Origin of the sequence: Sphingomonas sp. CD22 (genome assembly GCF_034556155.1) — a bacterium.
GTDB lineage: Bacteria > Pseudomonadota > Alphaproteobacteria > Sphingomonadales > Sphingomonadaceae > Sphingomonas.
Genome location: NZ_JAYDYX010000004.1, coordinates 288,713 through 306,872, shown reverse-complemented (window position 1 = coordinate 306,872; position 18,160 = coordinate 288,713). Strand labels below are relative to the sequence as shown.

14 protein-coding genes and 1 tRNA gene are annotated in these 18,160 nt (G+C 66.2%); 4 read left to right on the top strand and 11 right to left on the bottom strand.

Going from position 1 to position 18,160, the window contains the following annotated elements; translation table 11 throughout:
* Window positions 1–30: 30 nt before the first annotated feature.
* The 4 genes from SFC76_RS10095 to ligA all read right to left on the bottom strand — a co-directional run bounded on the left by SFC76_RS10095 (window position 31) and on the right by ligA (window position 7,690).
* Window positions 31–831 (bottom strand): LytR/AlgR family response regulator transcription factor, encoded by an 801-nt coding sequence (locus SFC76_RS10095; RefSeq protein WP_038659443.1) that lies wholly within the window; start codon window positions 829–831, stop codon window positions 31–33.
* Window positions 828–1,940, bottom strand: coding sequence for a sensor histidine kinase (locus tag SFC76_RS10090; RefSeq protein WP_322849344.1), 1,113 nt, complete (start codon window positions 1,938–1,940; stop codon window positions 828–830). The genes SFC76_RS10095 and SFC76_RS10090 overlap by 4 nt, the downstream gene beginning before the upstream one ends.
* A 101-nt stretch (window positions 1,941–2,041) precedes the next feature.
* Entirely contained in the window at window positions 2,042–5,371 is a 3,330-nt protein-coding gene (locus SFC76_RS10085; RefSeq protein WP_322849343.1) for a TonB-dependent receptor, read from the bottom strand.
* 168 nt (window positions 5,372–5,539) lie between these two features.
* Window positions 5,540–7,690: an NAD-dependent DNA ligase LigA gene (gene ligA, locus SFC76_RS10080; RefSeq protein WP_322849342.1), complete on the bottom strand. Its 2,151-nt coding sequence runs from the start codon at window positions 7,688–7,690 to the stop codon at window positions 5,540–5,542.
* 162 nt (window positions 7,691–7,852) lie between these two features.
* Here ligA and SFC76_RS10075 point away from each other — a divergent pair, with 162 nt between their 5' ends.
* Window positions 7,853–8,833, top strand: a complete 981-nt coding sequence (locus SFC76_RS10075; protein ID WP_322849341.1) for an SDR family oxidoreductase — start codon at window positions 7,853–7,855, stop codon at window positions 8,831–8,833.
* A 35-nt stretch (window positions 8,834–8,868) separates the two neighbouring features.
* On the opposite strand, the gene recN is transcribed toward SFC76_RS10075, so the two are convergent.
* Window positions 8,869–10,527: a DNA repair protein RecN gene (gene recN, locus SFC76_RS10070; RefSeq protein WP_322849340.1), complete on the bottom strand. Its 1,659-nt coding sequence runs from the start codon at window positions 10,525–10,527 to the stop codon at window positions 8,869–8,871.
* Window positions 10,528–10,616: 89 nt separating this feature from the next.
* On the bottom strand, window positions 10,617–11,585 hold the full coding sequence (locus SFC76_RS10065; protein WP_322849339.1) for an outer membrane protein assembly factor BamD: 969 nt from the start codon (window positions 11,583–11,585) through the stop codon (window positions 10,617–10,619).
* 91 nt (window positions 11,586–11,676) lie between these two features.
* Between SFC76_RS10065 and SFC76_RS10060 the strand changes: the two genes are divergently transcribed.
* A complete protein-coding gene (locus SFC76_RS10060) occupies window positions 11,677–12,501 on the top strand; it encodes a phosphoheptose isomerase (RefSeq protein ID WP_322849338.1) in 825 nt (274 codons plus the stop codon).
* 50 nt (window positions 12,502–12,551) lie between these two features.
* A complete protein-coding gene (locus tag SFC76_RS10055) occupies window positions 12,552–13,760 on the top strand; it encodes a glycosyltransferase (RefSeq protein WP_322849337.1) in 1,209 nt (402 codons plus the stop codon).
* On the opposite strand, the gene SFC76_RS10050 is transcribed toward SFC76_RS10055, so the two are convergent.
* Genes SFC76_RS10050 through yajC form a run of 4 tightly spaced genes read right to left on the bottom strand, consistent with a single transcriptional unit; the run spans window position 13,742 to window position 17,051 of the window.
* The gene (locus SFC76_RS10050; protein ID WP_322849336.1) at window positions 13,742–14,110 is read right to left on the bottom strand and encodes an Mth938-like domain-containing protein; all 369 of its coding nucleotides are present in this window, start codon (window positions 14,108–14,110) and stop codon (window positions 13,742–13,744) included. The two genes, SFC76_RS10055 and SFC76_RS10050, sit on opposite strands and share 19 nt — an antisense overlap.
* 10 nt (window positions 14,111–14,120) lie before the next feature.
* The gene (gene secF, locus SFC76_RS10045; protein WP_322849335.1) at window positions 14,121–15,095 is read right to left on the bottom strand and encodes a protein translocase subunit SecF; all 975 of its coding nucleotides are present in this window, start codon (window positions 15,093–15,095) and stop codon (window positions 14,121–14,123) included.
* A gap of 16 nt (window positions 15,096–15,111) precedes the next feature.
* On the bottom strand, window positions 15,112–16,713 hold the full coding sequence (secD, locus tag SFC76_RS10040) for a protein translocase subunit SecD (RefSeq protein ID WP_322849334.1): 1,602 nt from the start codon (window positions 16,711–16,713) through the stop codon (window positions 15,112–15,114).
* Window positions 16,713–17,051: a preprotein translocase subunit YajC gene (gene yajC / locus SFC76_RS10035; protein WP_322849333.1), complete on the bottom strand. Its 339-nt coding sequence runs from the start codon at window positions 17,049–17,051 to the stop codon at window positions 16,713–16,715. Before yajC ends, secD begins: the two co-directional genes overlap by 1 nt.
* A gap of 205 nt (window positions 17,052–17,256) precedes the next feature.
* Here yajC and SFC76_RS10030 point away from each other — a divergent pair.
* A tRNA-Pro gene (locus SFC76_RS10030) sits at window positions 17,257–17,333 on the top strand.
* Window positions 17,334–17,434: 101 nt separating this feature from the next.
* On the opposite strand, the gene SFC76_RS10025 is transcribed toward SFC76_RS10030, so the two are convergent.
* Window positions 17,435–18,091: a GntR family transcriptional regulator gene (locus SFC76_RS10025; RefSeq protein WP_322849332.1), complete on the bottom strand. Its 657-nt coding sequence runs from the start codon at window positions 18,089–18,091 to the stop codon at window positions 17,435–17,437.
* Window positions 18,092–18,160 lie beyond the last annotated feature (69 nt).

The following is an 18,160-nucleotide window of genomic DNA, read 5'->3' as shown; positions in this document are numbered from 1 at the left end:
GCCTCCCGATGGAGGCCGTCGCCGCCCGCATCAATGCACGAAGCGCGCGACCACGTCGCGATAGCTGCGGCTGACCTTCACGCTCGCACCCGAGTTGAGCACCAGGAAGCATTCGCCGTTGGTATGCGGCTTGACCTGCTTGACGAGATCGAGGTTGACGATCGTCGACCGGTGCACCCGCTGGAAGCGCCGCGGATCGAGCCGTTTCTCCAGATCCTTCATCGTCTCGCGCAGGATCAGCGTATTGTCGCCGGTATAGATGCACATATAGTCACCGGCCGCATCGATCCGCTCGATCGTATCGACGTCGACACGGAAGATCTGCCCGCGATCCTTGATGTTGATCAGCTTCTCGAAGCGATTGGCGCTGACCGCGTCGCCGCCCTCGACCATATCCGCCGCCGCTTCCGGCGCGTGTTCGGCGAGCACCTCCTTGAGCTTCTCGACCTCCTCGACGCCGCGCTTCTCGGACAATCGCTGCCGCACCCGCTCGATCGTATCGGCGAGCCGCGCCTCCTCGACCGGCTTCATCAGATAATCCACCGCCTGCGCCTCGAACGCACGCAGCGCATGGTCGGAGTAGGCGGTGACGAAGACGAACAACGGCGGTTCGACCTCCATCAGCCCCTGCACCACCGAAAAGCCGTCGAACCCGGGCATCTGGATGTCGAGGAAGACGAGGTCGGGCTTGTGCGTCTTGATCGCGCGGATCGCCTCGCGGCCGTTGGAGCATTTCTCGATGATCTCGATATCATCATGCGCCTGGAGCCGGAGCTCCAATCCCTGGATCGCGAGCGGTTCGTCGTCCACCAGGATGGTTCTGATCGTCATGCGGCCTCTCTACTCAGATCGTCGAGCTGGAAGGGAATTTCGATCTCCACCGAAAAGCCTCCAGCCGGCGCGGTACGCGTCTCGAAGCGGTGGTCCGGGCCATAGGCCTGGATCAGCCGCTCCCTAATATTGGGGAGACCCACGCCGGTTGAAAGGCTTGGCATCACCCGGCCTTCGAGCAAACCCGGTCCGGTGTCGGATACGCCGATCTGCACGCGATCCCCGGCGAGCCGCACGCGAACGCAGATTTCAGCGCCTTCCTCCTGCGTGCTGACCGCATATTTGATCGCATTCTCGACCAATGGCTGGAGCAGCAGCGACGGCAAGCGCGCGCGTTCGGCGGCCTGGTCGATATCGAACACCGGCCGCAATCGCTCCTCGAACCGCATCTTCTCGATCTCCAGATAGAGTTTCAGCGTCTCGACCTCCTGCGCCACCGTGACGTGCGCGGTCGGCTCGTTGGCGAGCGTGTAACGCAGGAACGACGACAACCGGCTCAGCATCGCATTCGCGCGCTCGGTCTGCTTGAGCAGCACCAACGTCGAGATCGAGTTGAGCGTGTTGAACAGGAAATGCGGGTTGAGCTGGTAGCGCAGCATCGCGAGCTGCGCCGACGACGCCTGATTTTCGAGATGCTGCATCTCGTCGATCTGCTGCTCGACGATCAGGTAGAAATTGATCCCGAAATACAGCGCCGACCACCCCGCCATCACCGTGAACGCGACGTAGAAGGAGACGAGCAGCCGCGGCAGCGTGACGCCGGGCTGGCCGTTCTGGATCAGCGACCAGGTGAAGGCATCGAGGAAGGCGAAGAACAAGGTTGCCGCGGCGAAGGCGAGGACGGTCAGCAACAGCCCCGGCGCACGCGCCAGCCCGCGGAAATAGCCGTAGAAGGTCGAGAGCAGCAGCGTCACGCAATAACCGACGATCGCCTCGACGATCACCGGGATGATCGCGTCGAGCGACAGATTGGTCAGCGTCGAGGCGCCGCGCAGCAGCAGGTAGCCGGTCCAGCCGACCGCCTGCAACGTCCAGAAGGCGCGGCTTTTGTTCTCGAAGAACGGACGCACGTTGAGCGCCGGGCGGGATGGGGCGGGAAGGGTCGCCATGTCGGGGCGTCTCTACACGGGTGACGCCGGCGGTGCAAAAAAGAAGGGCCGCCGCTTCCGGGGAAGCGGCGGCCCGATGAGCCGTGAGGCTGGCGCTGTCCTTAGAAGGAGAAGCGGGCGCCGACGCGGATCTGATAGAGCGACTGGGTGAAGTTCAGCGTCTGTGTGCTTGGGCTGGTGAACGAGCTGTAGCGATATTGCGCGCAAGGCTGGGCCGTGCTGGTCGCAACCGCGCCGCCTGGGGCGACCAAGCACTGCACGGTTACGGGCGAGGCGCCATAAGGGAAGCCAAGCTGGCGCAAGCCACCCCAATTCTTGTTCAGCAGGTTCGGCAGGTTGTTGATATCGGCGAAGATCGAGATGCGCGACTTGCCAATGAACGTCGGCAGTTCCTGCTCAAGATGAACGTCGATCCGGGTGAACGCCCGGTTGCGCGCCGTGTTCTTCGGGACGACCATGCCGCGATACTTGGCCAGACCGGGATTGGCGTTGATGAACGTGTCCAACGCCTGCGCAGCCTGCGCTGCGGTCTGGGTCACGGTCGTAACGCCATTCGTTGTAGTCGACGTGTCCCCGTAGCTCACTCGCGCATCGTTGAGACCAGTCGGCACGTACATCAGGTTTGTGTTGTTGTTGCTGGTCAGCACGGTGCCGAATACCGACGACCGGGTCGTCGCCGGATCCAGGAAGGTATAGCTGTACGCCCGTCCGGCGCGCGTTTCGCCGAAGAGCTGGATGCGCGTCTTGTAATCGCCAAAGAAGGCGTGATCGTAACCCAGGCTGTACTTGAACTGCCATTTGATCTGATCACTCGAGACACCGTAGGCCGGCTCGTTCGGATCGCTAAAGAATTGGTTGCGATAATTGGAGTTAATCGTCGACGAGGTTGCGTTGCCGACGTCATACACCCATTGGCGGGTGTAGCTGCCACCGAAATTCAGGCCCCAATCGAACGCTTTGTCAAAGCGTGCGACGACGATGTGGCTGTGGCCTCGGGTGCTGTTGCTCACCAGGATGTCGTAATTCGCGTCGGCGAACGTCGTCGCCGCGCCATAACGCGGACGACCATCCGGCAGCGTGCCGACCACCACCGACCGAGCATCAGTGAAGATCACGCCGTCAATGTTCTTCGAATAGTAGTAATCACCGCCGATGTTGAAGCCGAATAGGCGATAATCTGCTGACAAGGTCGCTTTCAGCGAGCGAGGCAGATGGAAATCGGGCGCGATGGCGCCGGTGTTGGTGCGCTGCACCGCCGTGGGGTTGCTGGCGTTGGCCGCATACGCCGCAACCGCTGCCGGGACATTGCCGCTGACGTTGTTAAGCGCTGCGGCGCAGATGTCGGCAGGCACGTTGTTCGTGCACGCGTTGCTGCCCTGTGCGGCGCGCGTGATGACGACGGAACTCGTGGTAATCGTGTTCGAGAAGCTGTTCGACTGATAGATATCAGGCGAACCGCCGCCAAAGATACCCGCACCGCCGCGGATCTTCAGACCGCCGCCAAGGAAGTCGGATGGCTTCCAGTCGAAGCTGATCCGCGGTTCGAACTGATCGAGACCGTTGTACGTCTTGACGTTGGTGTAGCCGTAACGCTGCTGGAAGTACGGATTGTACACCGGACGCGCGCCCTGGGCATACATGCTGTAGCGGGCACCGTAAGTGAGCGACAGGTCATCGGTCACCTGCCATTCGTCCTGCATGCCGAAGGTGAACTGCGTGTAGCGGAAATCTGCAGCGGTGGCCACGCCGGGGATCGGAGCCGCATAGGTGAGCTGATTTGCTCGGCCAGCCTGGAAATCGGCGACCGAATCGAAGTAATAGGAGCCGAGACTGTTCTGGACGAAATTGTTATAGGTGCGGTTCTGCGTGACGTCGATCAGACCCTGGACCTGATGCTTGCCCGCCGTGTATCGCCCGACCAGCTGACCTTCCCAGGTGTCAAAGAAGAGCTGGTTGGTCTGGCGCGAATTATCTGGGCCGAAGCTGATCCGGGGCACGCCGGTGCTGCAACCGGTCAGGCCGGCGGCATTGGTGCCCTGGGACACCCCATCGTCGCATACCTGGATCTGACCGATACTCCGGCCATTCAGGGGCTCCTGACCACGCAAATTGTATTTATAGATGGCACGCGCTTCGGTCGAGAAGTTATCGGTCCAATCCGAGTTTAGCTGAACAATACCGGCCCGCAGCAATTCGGTCAGCGAATAGGCATTCGAACTCAGGCCATAGGTCGGGTTATTCGCCGTGACCGAGGTGTTGTTCTGGCTGACGAGCGAGTCATAAGCGTTGATATAGGAGACGGACAGGCGCTGACCGTCCATGATGTTCCAGTCGATGCGCCCGGTGATCTTTTCGTCCTTGCGCGGATTGATCGTCAGGATGCCGCCAGCCGCATCGCCGAGGCTGCGGGCGTTGGCAACCGCCAGGACGTCGCTAACGGCTTTGCTGACCGCCGCCGGGTTGGTGTAGGAACCAATCAGTGTCGAGAAAGGGCGCGGGTCCGTGTTCCGCTCGGCGGAAACCATGAAGAAAAGCTTGTCGGCGATCAGCGGCCCCCGGATCGTCGCCCCATAGGTTTCTGACTTGAACTTCGGCGTCACCTGCTTGGTGCTGCCGATGGTGTCGCCCGTCAGGCCGTCGGTGTTCTGCGAGTAGAATCCCGTGCCATGAAACTCGTTGGTGCCCGAAAGCAGCACAGTGTCAATCGCGCCCCCCTGGAAACCGGACTGGCGGAAATCATAGGGAGCGATCGAGACGGAGACCTGGCCGATGGCGTCGAACGGCACCGGGCCGCGGTTGGTCGGGCTGGCGTCTTGGTTGAGGCCGAACGTGTCGCCGACGGTGACGCCGTTGATCGTGAAGCGGTTGTAGCGCGGATTGACGCCGGCGAAGCTGACCGCACCACCGCGATCGCCGCCATTGCCAAGATCGAGCGACGCGAACGGGTCACGGCGCTGAATGTCACGGATGTCGCGGTTGACCGAGGCCACCTTTGAAATATCTGCCTGAGTCAGCACAGTCTGCGGACCATCCGAGGTCGCTCCGGCGCCGCGGATCGACGAAGCCGTGACGACGATATCCTCTCCGGTATCTCCGGCGTTCGCTTCGGCAAGTTCGATCGGCAGCGTGTAGGCCTGCTGGACGACGGTGAAGATGTCCGTGACGGTCTTGTTGCCCTGCGGGCTGGTTACCTCGACGGAGTACGGGCCACCGGCCTGGAGACCGGACTGGCTGAAGGAACCGTCGGCGGCGGTCTGGATGGTTGTACGGGCGTTGGTCGGGACATTGGTGATGATGACCTGGGCTCCGGCAACCGGCGCGCCAGCGGCGGTAACCGTACCGCGGATCGCTGCTGTCGTGTCCTGCGCCGATGCCGCGGCCGGCGCGATCAGCGCGACCGCCGCCACACCTAGGAGAAGGTTGTTTCGCATCGAATTAGTCCCCTTTGAGCATTTGCTCGGAATCGCGGCCGGCTGTTTGCCGTTGCCGCGCCCTTGGGTGTCTAATATTGCGAGTTTGTGACATTCGCGAGCTTGACGATGTTGCTGCGATGCTTCGATATTTTGCGTTGCAAAAAAGCCACGCCGATGCCGGTGGGCTTAGCCCGTTTCGGCCACGATTTCAGCCCATTGCGCCTCGCTGATCACCGTCACGCCGAGATCGCCAGCCTTCTTCAGTTTCGACCCCGCATCCGCGCCCGCGACCACCAGATCGGTCTTCGCCGACACCGATCCTGACACGCGCGCGCCGAGGGCTTCGGCTTGGGCCTTGGCCTCGTCGCGCGACAGGGTTTCGAGCTTGCCGGTGAACACCACGGTCTTGCCGCTCACCTGCGACGCGCGCGTTTCCCAGACCAGATCGGTCGGGCGGACCTCGCGCAGCAGGTCGAAGACGACGTCGCGATTGTGACGCTCGGCGCAGAAGCCGATCAGCGCGCCGGCGACCTCCGGCCCGATCCCCGGCGTCTCGATCGCCGCGACGAGCAGCCGGTCGCGGCGGAGGACGAACTTGCGGTCGGTCTCGCCGATCACCGGCTCGATCCGGCGGTGGAGGAACACCGCGTGGCGCAGCATCGCGCCGAGCGCCCGGATCGAGCGATAGCGGCGGGCGAGGTCGCGCGCGGTGATCTCGCCGACATGGCGGATGCCGAGCGCGAACAGGAAGCGGTCGAGCGCGATCTCGCGACGGGCTGCGATCGCCGCGACCAGATTGGCGGCCCAGGTCCGCCCCTCCTTCTTGCGCGCGGCGAGCTGGTCCTCGGTGAGGCGGAAGATGTCGGCGGGCGACTGGATCAGGCCGTCGGTGAAGAAGGCCTCGATCAGCGTCGCGCCGAGCCCGGTGATGTCGAAGGCGTGGCGTGAGACGAAGTGGATCAGCCGCTCGACCCGCTGCGCCGGGCAGATCAGCCCGCCGGTGCAGCGATAGACGACCTCGCCCTCGTCGCGCTCGACGGTCGATCCGCAATCGGGGCAGGTGCGGGGGAAGGGCCAGGCGGGGCGGTCGGCCTCGGGCGTCAGGTTGCGGACGATCTGCGGGATGACGTCGCCGGCGCGCTGGACGACGACGCGATCGCCCTCGCGCACGCCGAGTCGCTCGATCTCGTCGGCATTGTGGAGCGTGGCGTTGGTCACGACCACGCCGCCGACGGTGACCGGCGCGAGCCGCGCCACCGGGGTCAGCGCGCCGGTGCGGCCGACCTGGATGTCGATCCGCTCCATCGTCGTCTGCGCCTGTTCGGCGGGAAATTTATGCGCGATCGCCCAGCGCGGCACGCGGCCGACGACGCCGAGCCGCTCCTGCCAGTCGAGCCGGTCGAGCTTGTAGACGACGCCGTCGATGTCGAACGGCAGATCGGCGCGCTGCGCCTCGATCCCCGCATAGGTGCGCAGCGCGGCGGCGGCATCGCCGGCGACGGCGATATTGGGGGTCAGCGGCGTGATCAGGTCGTCGTCGGCGACGCGAAAGCCCCAGTTGCGGACATGCTGCATCATCGCCGACTGCGTCGCCTCGGGCAGCGTGTCGTGATCGCCCCATCCCCAGGCGAAGAAGCGCAGCGGCCGGGTGGCGGTGACCCGTGCATCCTTCTGGCGCAGCGAGCCGGCGGCGGCGTTGCGCGGGTTGGCGAACTGGCGCGCCTTGCCGGGGTCCTCGGCCTCGTCGAGCAGGCGCCGGTTGAGCGCGGCGAAATCGGACTTCGCCATATAGACCTCACCGCGGATCTCGAACACCGCCGGGGCATCGGCGGGGAGGCGTTGCGGGATGTCGGCGATATGGCGGACGTTGGCGGTGACGTCCTCGCCGATCCGGCCGTCGCCGCGGGTCAGCGCCTGTTCGAGCATGCCGTCGACATAGCGCAGCGAGCAGGACAGGCCGTCGATCTTGGGCTCGGCGGTGAGCAGGACCGGCTCGTCCGCATCGAGCCGCAGGAAGCGGCGGATGCGGGCGACGAACTCGACGACGTCCGCTTCGCTGAACGCATTGTCGAGGCTGGTCATCGGCCGGGCATGCGGCGCCTTCGCCAGATGCGCCGACGGGGCGGCGCCGACCTGCCGGTTCGGCGAATCGGCCCGGACCAGGTCTGGGAAGGCCGCCTCGATCGCGGCGTTGCGGCGGACCAGCGCGTCATAGGCGGCGTCGGAAATCTCCGGCGCATCCTCGCCGTGGTAGCGCCGATTGTGGTGGGCGATCTCCGCCGCGAGCTTTTCGAGTTCGGCGGCGGCATCCGGCGCGGTCTTGGGCAGGTCGGTCATGGCAGCGGGGTAGGGGAGCAAGGGCCGGTCGGGCAAGACTCGGCGCGACGGCGGGACCGCGTCGGGGCGTCATCATGCTGTAAATGCCGAATATTCTTCCTCCGGCGATGAACTATCCGCGCGCGCGGGAGCTTTCTCATCGACGCCTTCCGGAGTTTTGCCATGACCGATCAGACCAACCGCCGCGACCTGTTTAAAGGTGCCGCCGTCGTGGGCGCCGCCGCCGTCGCCGGATCGGCGATCGCGCAGACCGGCCCCGCCGCGGCGCCGGCCGACCCGCGTACGAAATTCACCAACCAGCCGTTCCCCGAACAGAAGCAGAAATGGCCGGCGTTGCAGCGCGAGATGAAGCCGGTGCCCGATTGCGGCGAGGCGAGCTATCGCGGCTCCGGCAAGCTCACTGGGCGCAAGGCGCTGGTCACCGGCGGCGATTCGGGCATCGGCCGCGCCGCGGTGATCGCCTTCGCGCGCGAGGGGGCGGATGTCGCGATCAATTACTTCCCGACCGAGGAGCCCGATGCGCAGGACGTCGCGCGGCTGTTGCGCGCCGAAGGGCACAAGGTCGTGCTGATCCCCGGCGACCTGACCGACGAGAAATTCTGCCGCGACCTCATCGCCCGCGCCAATCGCGAACTGGGCGGGATCGACATCCTCGTCAACAACGCCGCCTATCAACAGTCGAAGGAATCGATCGCCGAGATCACCGCCGAGCAATTCGACCGGACGATGAAGACCAACGTCTATGCGATGTTCCACCTCAGCAAGGCGGCGATACCGCTGATGAAGCCGGGTGCGGCGATCATCAACACCGGCTCGGTCAATTCGGTCGCGCCCGAGGAGGAACTGCTCGATTACGCCTCGACCAAGGGCGCGATCCTGATCTTCACCAAGGCGCTTGCCAAGCAGCTCGGCAAACAGGGTATCCGCGTCAACATGGTGGCACCGGGACCGATCTGGACGCCGTTGCAGGTCGCCGGCGGGCAGCTACCCGGCAAGATGCACGAATTCGGGCAGGACACGCCGATGGGCCGGGCAGGGCAGCCGGCGGAGCTTGCCGGCCTCTACGTGGCGCTGGCCGACAGCGGCAACAGCTTCACGACGGGCAGTGCGTTCGGCGCCAACGGCGGCACCGGCGCGATCTGACGGCGTGGCGCGGGGCCGGTTCGCCGGCCCCGCGGTCAGGCCGCTTCGAGCAGCCGTTCCGCCTGCGCGCGCGCCTCGTCGGTGACGGTGGCGCCCGACAGCATGCGGGCGATCTCCTCGCGCCGTTCCGCCTCGTCGAGCACGCGGACGCCGGTACGCGTCACCGTGCCGTCGTGGCTCTTGGCGATCAGCAGATGTTCGGCGCCACGCGCCGCGACCTGCGGCGAATGGGTGACGACCAGCAATTGGGTATGTTCGGCAAGCCGCGCCAGCCGCTCGCCGATCGCGCTCGCCACCGCGCCGCCGACGCCGCGGTCGATCTCGTCGAAGATCATCGTCGCCGCGCCGCCCTCTTCCGCCAGCGCGACCTTGAGCGCGAGGATGAAACGCGACAACTCGCCGCCCGATGCGATCTTGGCGAGCGGTGCGAAGGGTGCGCCGGGGTTGGTCGCGATCTCGAACTCGACCCGGTCCTTGCCGTGCGACGACCAGCCGTCGGGCGCATGCGTGACGACGACGGTGCGGAACCGCGCCGCATCGAGCTTCAACGGCGCCAGCTCGCCGGCGACCGCCGCGTCGAGCCGTTCGGCGGCCGCATGGCGGCGCCGCGACAGGATGTCGGCGGCGGCGTCGTAATCGGCTCGTGCCGCGGCGACGGCGGTCTCCAATACCGCGATGCCGTCCTCGCCGGCTTCCAGCCGTTCCAATTTGATGCGCAGGTCGTCGGTGAGCGCCGCAAGCTCGTCGGGCTGGACGCGATGCTTGCGCGCCATGCCGCGCAGCTCGAACAATCGTGCCTCGTCCTCCTCCAGCGCGCGCGGATCAAAGGCGAGGTCGCGACGCGCCTCGGCCAGTTGCTCCTCGGCGACCGTCGCCTCGATCACCGCGCGATCGATCGCCGCGAGTGCCTCGCCGAGCGCCGCATGATCCTCGGCGATCCGTTCGAGCACGCGCGCCGCCTGGCGCAGCTGTGCGAGGCCGCCGTTCGACCCTTCCAGATAGTCGTCGATCGCGGAAAGCTCGTCGGCGATCTTCTCGGCGCGCTGCATCCCGCGCCGCTTGTCGGCCAGCGCTTCCTCCTCACCGGGCTCGGCGGCGAGTTTGGTCAGCTCGCCGACCGCATGTTCCAGCCATTCGCGATCCCGCGCCGCCGTCTCGATCTCGGCACGCGCGGCGGTCAGCTTGCTCTCCGCCGCGCGCAGCGTCGTCCAGGCGCGCGCCGTGTCGCCGGGATCGACCCGGCCGAACGCGTCGAGCAGGGCGCGATGGCCGCGCGGATTGAGCAGGCCGCGGTCGTCGTGCTGGCCGTGGATCTCGACCAGCATCGGCGCCATCTCGCGCAGCAATGCGGCGCCGGCGGGCTGGTTGTTGACGAAGCCGCGGCTGCCGCCGTCGGCCTTGACGATACGGCGGACCAGCAACGGCTCCCCGGGTTCGATCTCGACGCCATTGTCGTCGAGCAACGCGGCGAGCGCGCCGTTCGGTGGATCGAAGGTTGCGGTGACGACCGCCTGGGTGGCGCCGTGACGGACGAGGCCCGTCTCGCCGCGCCCGCCGAGCGCCAGTCCCAGGGCATCGAGCAGGATCGACTTGCCCGCCCCGGTTTCGCCGGTGAGCACGTCGAGCCCGTGCCCGAATTCCAGGTCGAGCGCCTCGATCAGCACTACATCGCGAATGGACAGCGCGGTCAGCATCGCCGTCGATATAGCGCGACCTTATCGGGATGTTGATCCCTAAACGTTCCGGTCCGCCACGAAAGTGGCGGCCGTCACGCCGCGAACGGTCAGCTCGTCGGCGTCTCGGTGCTCGGGACCGGTCCGCCGGTGGTGCCGCCGGTGGTTCCGACCGGAGTCGGCGCACCCGGCGCCTCGGCCTTCGGCGTCGCGGTACCCGATTCGCCGGGCAGCGTCTGCGCCTTCGCGCCGGGCGTGCCGGCCGGGATGATCGGCTGACCCGCCGGGATCGGCGCGACCGGCTTGAACGGATGCTTCTGCATCAGTTCGTAAGCATGGTTGTACCAATCGCTGCCGGGATAATTGGCGCCGAGGACGGCGGTCGCCTTCTGCGCCTCGTCGGGCAGACCGACGGCGAGATAGCTCTCGGTCAGCCGCATCAGCGCCTCCGGGGTATGCGTCGTCGTCTGGAACTTGTCGATCACGGTGCGGAAGCGCAGCGTCGCGGCGAGCCACTGGCCGCGCGTTTCGTAGAAGCGGCCGACTTCCATCTCCTTGCCGGCAAGGTGATCGTTGACGAGGTCGATCTTCAGCCGGGCGTCGGAAGCATAGCGCGTGTTGGGATAGCGGCGGGTCAGTTCGCCGAGTGCGTCGAGCGCCTGGCGGGTGATCTTCTGGTCACGCGTGACGTCGCGGATCTGCTCGTAATAGCTCAGGGCGACGAGGTAATAGGCATAAGGCGCGTCGCGGTTGCCGGGATGGACCGACAGGAAGCGCTGCGCCGACTGGATGCTCTGGGTGTAATCCTTGTTCAGATAATAACTGAACGCGCTCATCAACTGTGCGCGGCGCGCCCAGATCGAATAGGGATGCTGGCGCTCGACCTCGTCGAACAGCACCGCCGCCTCTTTGTAGCGGCCCTGATCGAGGCGCTTGCGCGCCGTCGAATAGAGCGTGCCGACGTCGCGCGCGACATAGGGCAGGTCGGACTTCGCACGATTGCGGGCGCATCCCGCGACGGGAAGCGCGAGGACGGCGATCAGCGCTGCGGCAAGCGCCTTGGACTGGGGGATACGCATCGGCTAAGGCTCTTAGCGTAAGCCCGGCCGTGCGAACAATCCCCCCTGTCGCACGTTGGCGCCGAGTTGATACGATCACGAAAGGACCCGCATGCCTGCTACCCTGCTCCACACCCATCGCGTCGAAAAGCCATGGGGCCGGCATGATCTGGGCTTCGGGTTCGAGGATGCGCCCGCCGATGGTGATCCGATCGGCGAAATCTGGTTCCAGGAACCCGGCGATACGTCGCCCGACCTGCTGATCAAATATCTGTTCACGGGCGAGAAACTGTCGGTGCAGGTCCATCCCGACGACGAGCAGGCGCATGCCCGCGGCCTGCCGCGCGGCAAGGACGAATGCTGGACGATCCTGGCGGCACGGCCCGATTCGACGATCGCGCTCGGCCCCAAGGCACCGATCTCCGCGGACGCGCTGCGCGCCGACGCGCAGGACGGCTCGATCGAGGACGACCTCGATTGGGTGCCGGTCAAGGCGGGCGATTTCTATTATGCGCCGTCGGGCACGATCCACGCGATCGGCGGTGGGCTGACGCTGATCGAGGTGCAGCAGAACAGCGAGACCACCTATCGCCTGTACGATTACGGCAGCGACCGCGAGCTGCACCTCGATGACGGCGTCGCGGTGGCGCACCTGACCCCCTATCGGCCGATCACCTCGCCCGGTGCGGCCGGCGAGGGGCGCACGATCCTGGTCGAGGGGCCGAAATTCGTCCTCGAACGCTGGTCCGCCGGCCGGCATGACGTCGCCCTGGCCGAGGGCCAGACGGGCTGGCTGGTGCCGATCAGCGGATCGGGCGAGGTCGCCGGCACGGCCTTCAAGGCAGGCGAATGCCTCACCGTCAGCGGTAGCGAGACGATCACCACCAGCGCCGACGCCGATCTGCTGTTCGCCTATCCGGGCACCCGGCGAATCTGACCGGATGGGTCGGGAGAAAGCTTTAACTTCGAGTGGTTAGTACGCGGATCATGCTCCGCGTACTGACGCTCTCGACCCTGTTCCCGGACGCCACCCGGCCGAACTTCGGGATATTCGTCGAACGGCAGACGCGTGGCCTTGCGACCGCGGAGGATGTCGAGGTTCGCGTCGTCGCGCCGATCGGGTTGCCGCCCGGACCGCTGGCGCTGATCCAGCACGCCGACAAGCTGACGCTGCCGTTGCACGAGATATGGCACGGGCTGCACGTCCATCGACCGCGGTTCAGCTCGATCCCCGGCGTCGGCGGGCGCTGGCACGCGCACCATCTGGTGAGGGCACTGATCCCCTTGCTGGACGACATCCGCAGCGATTTCGCCTTCGATGTGATCGACGCCTCGTTCTTCTTCCCGGATGGCCCCGCCGCGGTGGCGCTGGGCGAGCGCTACGGCGTGCCCGTCTCGATCAAGGCACGCGGTGCCGATATCCACTATTGGGGCACCAGCGGCCCGACCGCCGCGCAGGTCATCGCCGCCTCGCACGGCGCCGACGGCCTGCTCGCGGTCAGCGCCGCGATGCGGACCGACATGGCGACGCTCGGCATGCCCGCGGAGCGTATCCGCGTGCATCACACCGGGGTCGATCTGGCGCGCTTCCGGCCGGTCGCGGACCGCCCGGCGGCGCGGGCGGCATTGGGGCTGGCGGGGCCGCTCGTGCTGTCGCTCGGCGCGCTGATCCCGCGTAAGGGGCATGATCTGGTGCTCCGCGCGGTAGCGGCATTGCCAGGCGTCGCGTTGGCAATCGCGGGCGAGGGGCCGGAGCGCGCGCGGCTGGTCGCACTGGCCGACGAACTGGGTTTCGCGGATCGTCTGCACATGCTCGGCAACGTGCCGCACGGCGATCTGCCGGCGATCTGCGCCGCGGCGGACGTGATGGCGCTCGCGTCGGCGTCGGAGGGGCTGGCCAATGCTTGGCTGGAGGCGCTCGCCTGCGGGACGCCGATCGTCATTTCCGATGCCGGTGGTGCGCGCGAGGTCGTCGCCTCACGCACCGCCGGGCGCATCGTGAACCGCGATCCGGCTTCTTTCGCGGCGGCGATCGCCGATCTGCTCGCGGCCCCGCCGGACCCCGAGGCGGTGCGCACCACCGCCCTGGCCTTCACCTGGGAGGCGAATACCGCCGCATTGGTCGATCATCTCCGCGGGCTGGTTCGCCACGGCCGGCGCCGGACGATCCGGACGCGTCAGGCGTCGAGGGGGTAGAGCGCCGCCCCGATCACGCGACCCTCGCCGCGCAGCACGCCCCAGGCGCGCGCGGCGGCCCGGCTGTCCATCGCCTCGACGCCGATCCCGCGATCCTCCAGCGCCCTGACCAGCGCGACGGGCGGCCGGACCAAGGTCGCGCCGGTGCCGATCAGGATGAACTCCGGCTCGGCATCGATCAGCAGCTGCAAAACATCCTCGCCGAGGTCCGCAAGCGCCGGCGGCGTCCACTCCACCGCCGTCTCATGCGTCATCAGCAGAGCACGTATCACATGCTCATCGTCAACCCGAAACCCACTACCCACGAAGCCGCGGACGATCGGGCCGCCGGTCTGGGCGTCTGCCTGCATCCGCATCGCCTCAGCGCTCGCGCGGGGCGACGCGCTCCGCATTGTCGGCGACGCCGCGGGTCGGCTTGTCGCTGGGGGTCGGTTCGGCGCGCAGGCCGAGCGTGATGAGCAGCGACGACGACACGTAGATCGACGAATAGGTACCGACGACGATGCCGAGGATCATCGCGGCGGTGAAGCCGCGCAGCACGTGGCCGCCGAGCAGCAGCATCGCGATGAGCGCGAGCAGGATCGTCACCGAGGTCATCACCGTCCGCGGTAGCGTTTCGTTGACCGACAGGTTGATGATCTCGCGCATGTCCATCTTGCGATAGCGGCGCATGTTCTCGCGGATGCGATCGTCGATGACGATCTTGTCGTTGATCGAATAGCCGATGATGGTCAGCACCGCGGCGATGATGTTGAGGTCGAACTCGAACCGCGACAAGGCGAAGAAGCCGACCGTCATCAGCAGATCGTGGACGATCGCGACGATGGTCGAGACGCCGAACTGCCATTCGAAGCGGAGGATCGCGAACAGGCCGATACCGAGCACCGCGAGCACGACGGCGAGCACGCCGTTGCGGATCAACTCGCCCGACACCTTGCCGGACACGGTCGAATAGCGGCTGAACGTCGCCCCGGGGAAGGCGCGTGCCAGCGCGCCTTCCACCTTCTTCACGACGGCGTTGGTCGCGCCTTCGTCCGCGCCATTCTGCACGGGGAGGCGGATCACCAGCGTCTGCGGACCGCCCTGCTGCTGCAATGCGGCTTCACCGACGCCCAGGCCGTCGATCACCGAGCGCACCTTGTTCTGATCGGGCGGGGTGGCGAACTTTTCCTCGATCATCAGACCGCCGACGAAGTCGACGCCGAAGTTGAGGCCCTTGTAGACGGTCAGCCCGACCGCGATCACGCTCAGCAACAGCGTCAGCCCAAAGGCCAGGCCGCGAAGGCGGACGAAGTCGATGTTGGTGTTGTCGGGTACGATTTTCAGGAGGCGCATGTCTTGGCCTTTCGCCTCAGATGTTGATCGTCTTGGGCTTCTCGCGCCGGATCCACTGCGCGACGAGCATGCGCGTGAAGGTGACGGCGGTGAAGACCGAGGTGCAGATGCCGATCAGCAGCACGACCGCGAAGCCCTTGACCGGGCCGGAGCCCAGCACGAACATGATGATGCCCGAGATGGCATGCGTCATATTGGCCTCGAAGATCGTCCGGCTGGCTTCCTTGTAGCCGAGCTCAACCGCCTGGACGACCGAGCGACCACGCCGCCGCTCTTCGCGGATGCGCTCGTTGATCAGCACGTTGGCGTCGACCGCGGTACCGATCGTCAGCACGAACCCGGCGATGCCGGGCAGCGTCAACGTGCCCTTGAGCAGCGCGAGCACGCCGAGGATGACGAACACGTTGATGACGACGGCGATGTTCGCATAGAGGCCGAACCGCCCATAGGTCAGGAACATGAAGGCGACGACGAGCGCCACGGCGACCGAGCAGGCGAGGATGCCGGCACGCACCGAGTCCGCGCCAAGATCGGGACCGACGGTCGATTCCTCGATGACCTTGAGATTGATCGCCAGCTTGCCCGAGCGCAGCGCGATCGCGAGCTGGTTGGCGCTGTCGACCGTGAACCCGCCGTTGATGACCGCGGAGCCGCCGAGGATCGCGGTTTCGATATTCGGCGCGGTGATGACCTGATTGTCGACGATGATGGCGAACGGCTTGCCGACGTTCGCCTGCGTCACGCGTGCGAACCGGTTGCCGCCCGCCGCGTTGAACGTGATCTGGACGTTGGGCTGATTGGTCTGTTGGTCGAACGCTTGGCGTGCGTCGGCGAGCTGATCGCCCGAGATCATCACCGAACGTTTGACGGCAATGAAAGGCACCCCCGACGGGTTCTTCGGATAGGGCAGGATCTGGCTGCCGATCGGGGCGATGCCCTTGACGAGATCCGCGGGGTTGGTGACCGTCTGGTCGACCAGCTTGAATTCGAGCTTGGCAGTCTTGCCGAGCAGGTCCTTGAGCGCCTGCGGATTTTGCAGACCCGGAACCTGAACGAGGATGCGATTGTCGCCCTGGCGGACGATGGTCGGTTCGCGCGTGCCCAATGCGTCGATGCGCTTGCGGACGACGTCGGTGGCGTCCTCCATCGCCGTCTTGATCGCCTGCTGCAGGCCGGCCTGCGTCGGCGACAGCACGAACCGGCTCGAATCGACGACCTGGATGTCCCATTCGCGCTGGCCGGTCATGCCGGCGCCGCCGCCGGTGATGCCGAGCAGCCGTTCGCGCGCGGCATCGACCTGGCTGGGGTCGCGCAGCATGAAGCTGATCTGGTTGTTGCGGGTCGAGACGTCGCCGATGTCGATCCGCGGCGTGCCGTTGCGCATCGTGCCCTGGATCTGCTCGCGCATCGCCTCGATCCGCGTGTTCGCGAGATCCTGCGTATCCGCCTCGAGCATCAGATAGCTGCCGCCGGCGAGATCGAGCCCCTTGTTGATACGGGACTGGAACGGCCAATCCTTGGTGACGGATTCGGGCAGGAACGTCGGAATCGACAGCGCGCAGAGCAGTGCGAGGACTGCCCAGATCGACACTATTTTCCAGCGCGGAAAGTCGAGCATCAGTCGTTCGCCGGCTTCGTGTTGAGGCCGGTCACCTCGGCGAGCGTCGCCTTGACCACGCGAATACGGGTGTTGGGCGCGATCTCGACCTCGACGAACGCATCCTCGACCTTGATCACCTTGCCCATCACGCCGCCGGCGGTGACGACGCTGTCGCCCTTCTTCACCGCGGCGACCGCCTGCTGCAACGCCTTCATGCGCGTCTGCTGCGGGCGGATCATCAGGAAGTAAAAGACGATGAAGATGAGGAGCAGCGGCGCGAAGCTGATGAGCGAGGCGTACCCGCCGGATTCAGCGGCGCTGCCGGCGGTCTGGGCATAAGCTGGAGAGATCAACATCGTATCCGTGCATGGCTGATCGGCGGGGGAAATCCTCCGCACAAGATAATCCGCGCGCTAGCATCGGTTAGGGCAGCGCGCAATGTTGCGACGCTGCAACGGCTCTTCCCGGCGCAGCATCGATAAAGGCCGCTTGCATCCCCCCGCGGACCCGCCTACAGGCCCCGCTCCGGGATCGATGGCCATGTGCCGACGGTCCCTCGGTCGGGGCGTAGCGCAGCCTGGTAGCGCATCACACTGGGGGTGTGGGGGTCGCAGGTTCGAATCCTGTCGCCCCGACCATTTCATTCGCTCGAGACGAGCGAGCCGGATCGATCCCGCCGGGATCTCCAGCCAAAGACATCGTCGATTGTGGAAGGTGCGCGTGCCGTCTCGGCACGCGTCTATCTTTTACGCAGATGGTCCAGCTCTGCCTGCAGATCGGCGCGGGTCAGCTCGAGATGCTGGATCATGAGCTGCTCGACGGCATCGCCGTCGCCGTCGAGCCAGGCGGCGAGCAGGTCGCGATGCTCGCGATCCGCGCGCGCGAACCGGCCGGCAGGCTCGAGATGCGCGATGACATAGCGTTCGGCGAGCATCGCCAGCCGCTCGATCAATTGCGTCGTCAGCATCCGGTCGCCCGGCCGGACGAGCGCGACGTGGAAGCGGCGATGGCGCACCGCGATCTCGGTCGGCGCGGCGCCGCGCGCCTCTTCGAGCGCCGCCAGCGAGGTCGCCGCGTGGCTGCGATCGTCGCCGTCGGCTTCGGCCGCGCCGATCGCCGCGGCGCGCGGTTCAATCGCTAGGCGCAGCGCGTAGATCTCGTCGGCCTGCTCGGCGGAGAGTGCGCGCACCGAATAGCCGCGGTTCGCCTGGCTGTGGATCAGCCCTTCATGCTCTAGCCGGACGAGTGCCTCGCGCAGCGGGATCTTGCTGACCCCGAGTTCCGCGGCGAGCGCATCCTGCCGGATCGGCGCTTCGGCGCGGATCGATCCATCGACGATCCGTTCGCGGACGATTTCGAAAACCTGATCGGACAGGGTCCGTACGACGATGCTCATCGGCTTGTTTCCCAGCGCGACGATCCCGGCGCGTATACGGTGCTCTTTCAGAATCCGGCCGTAAGATCA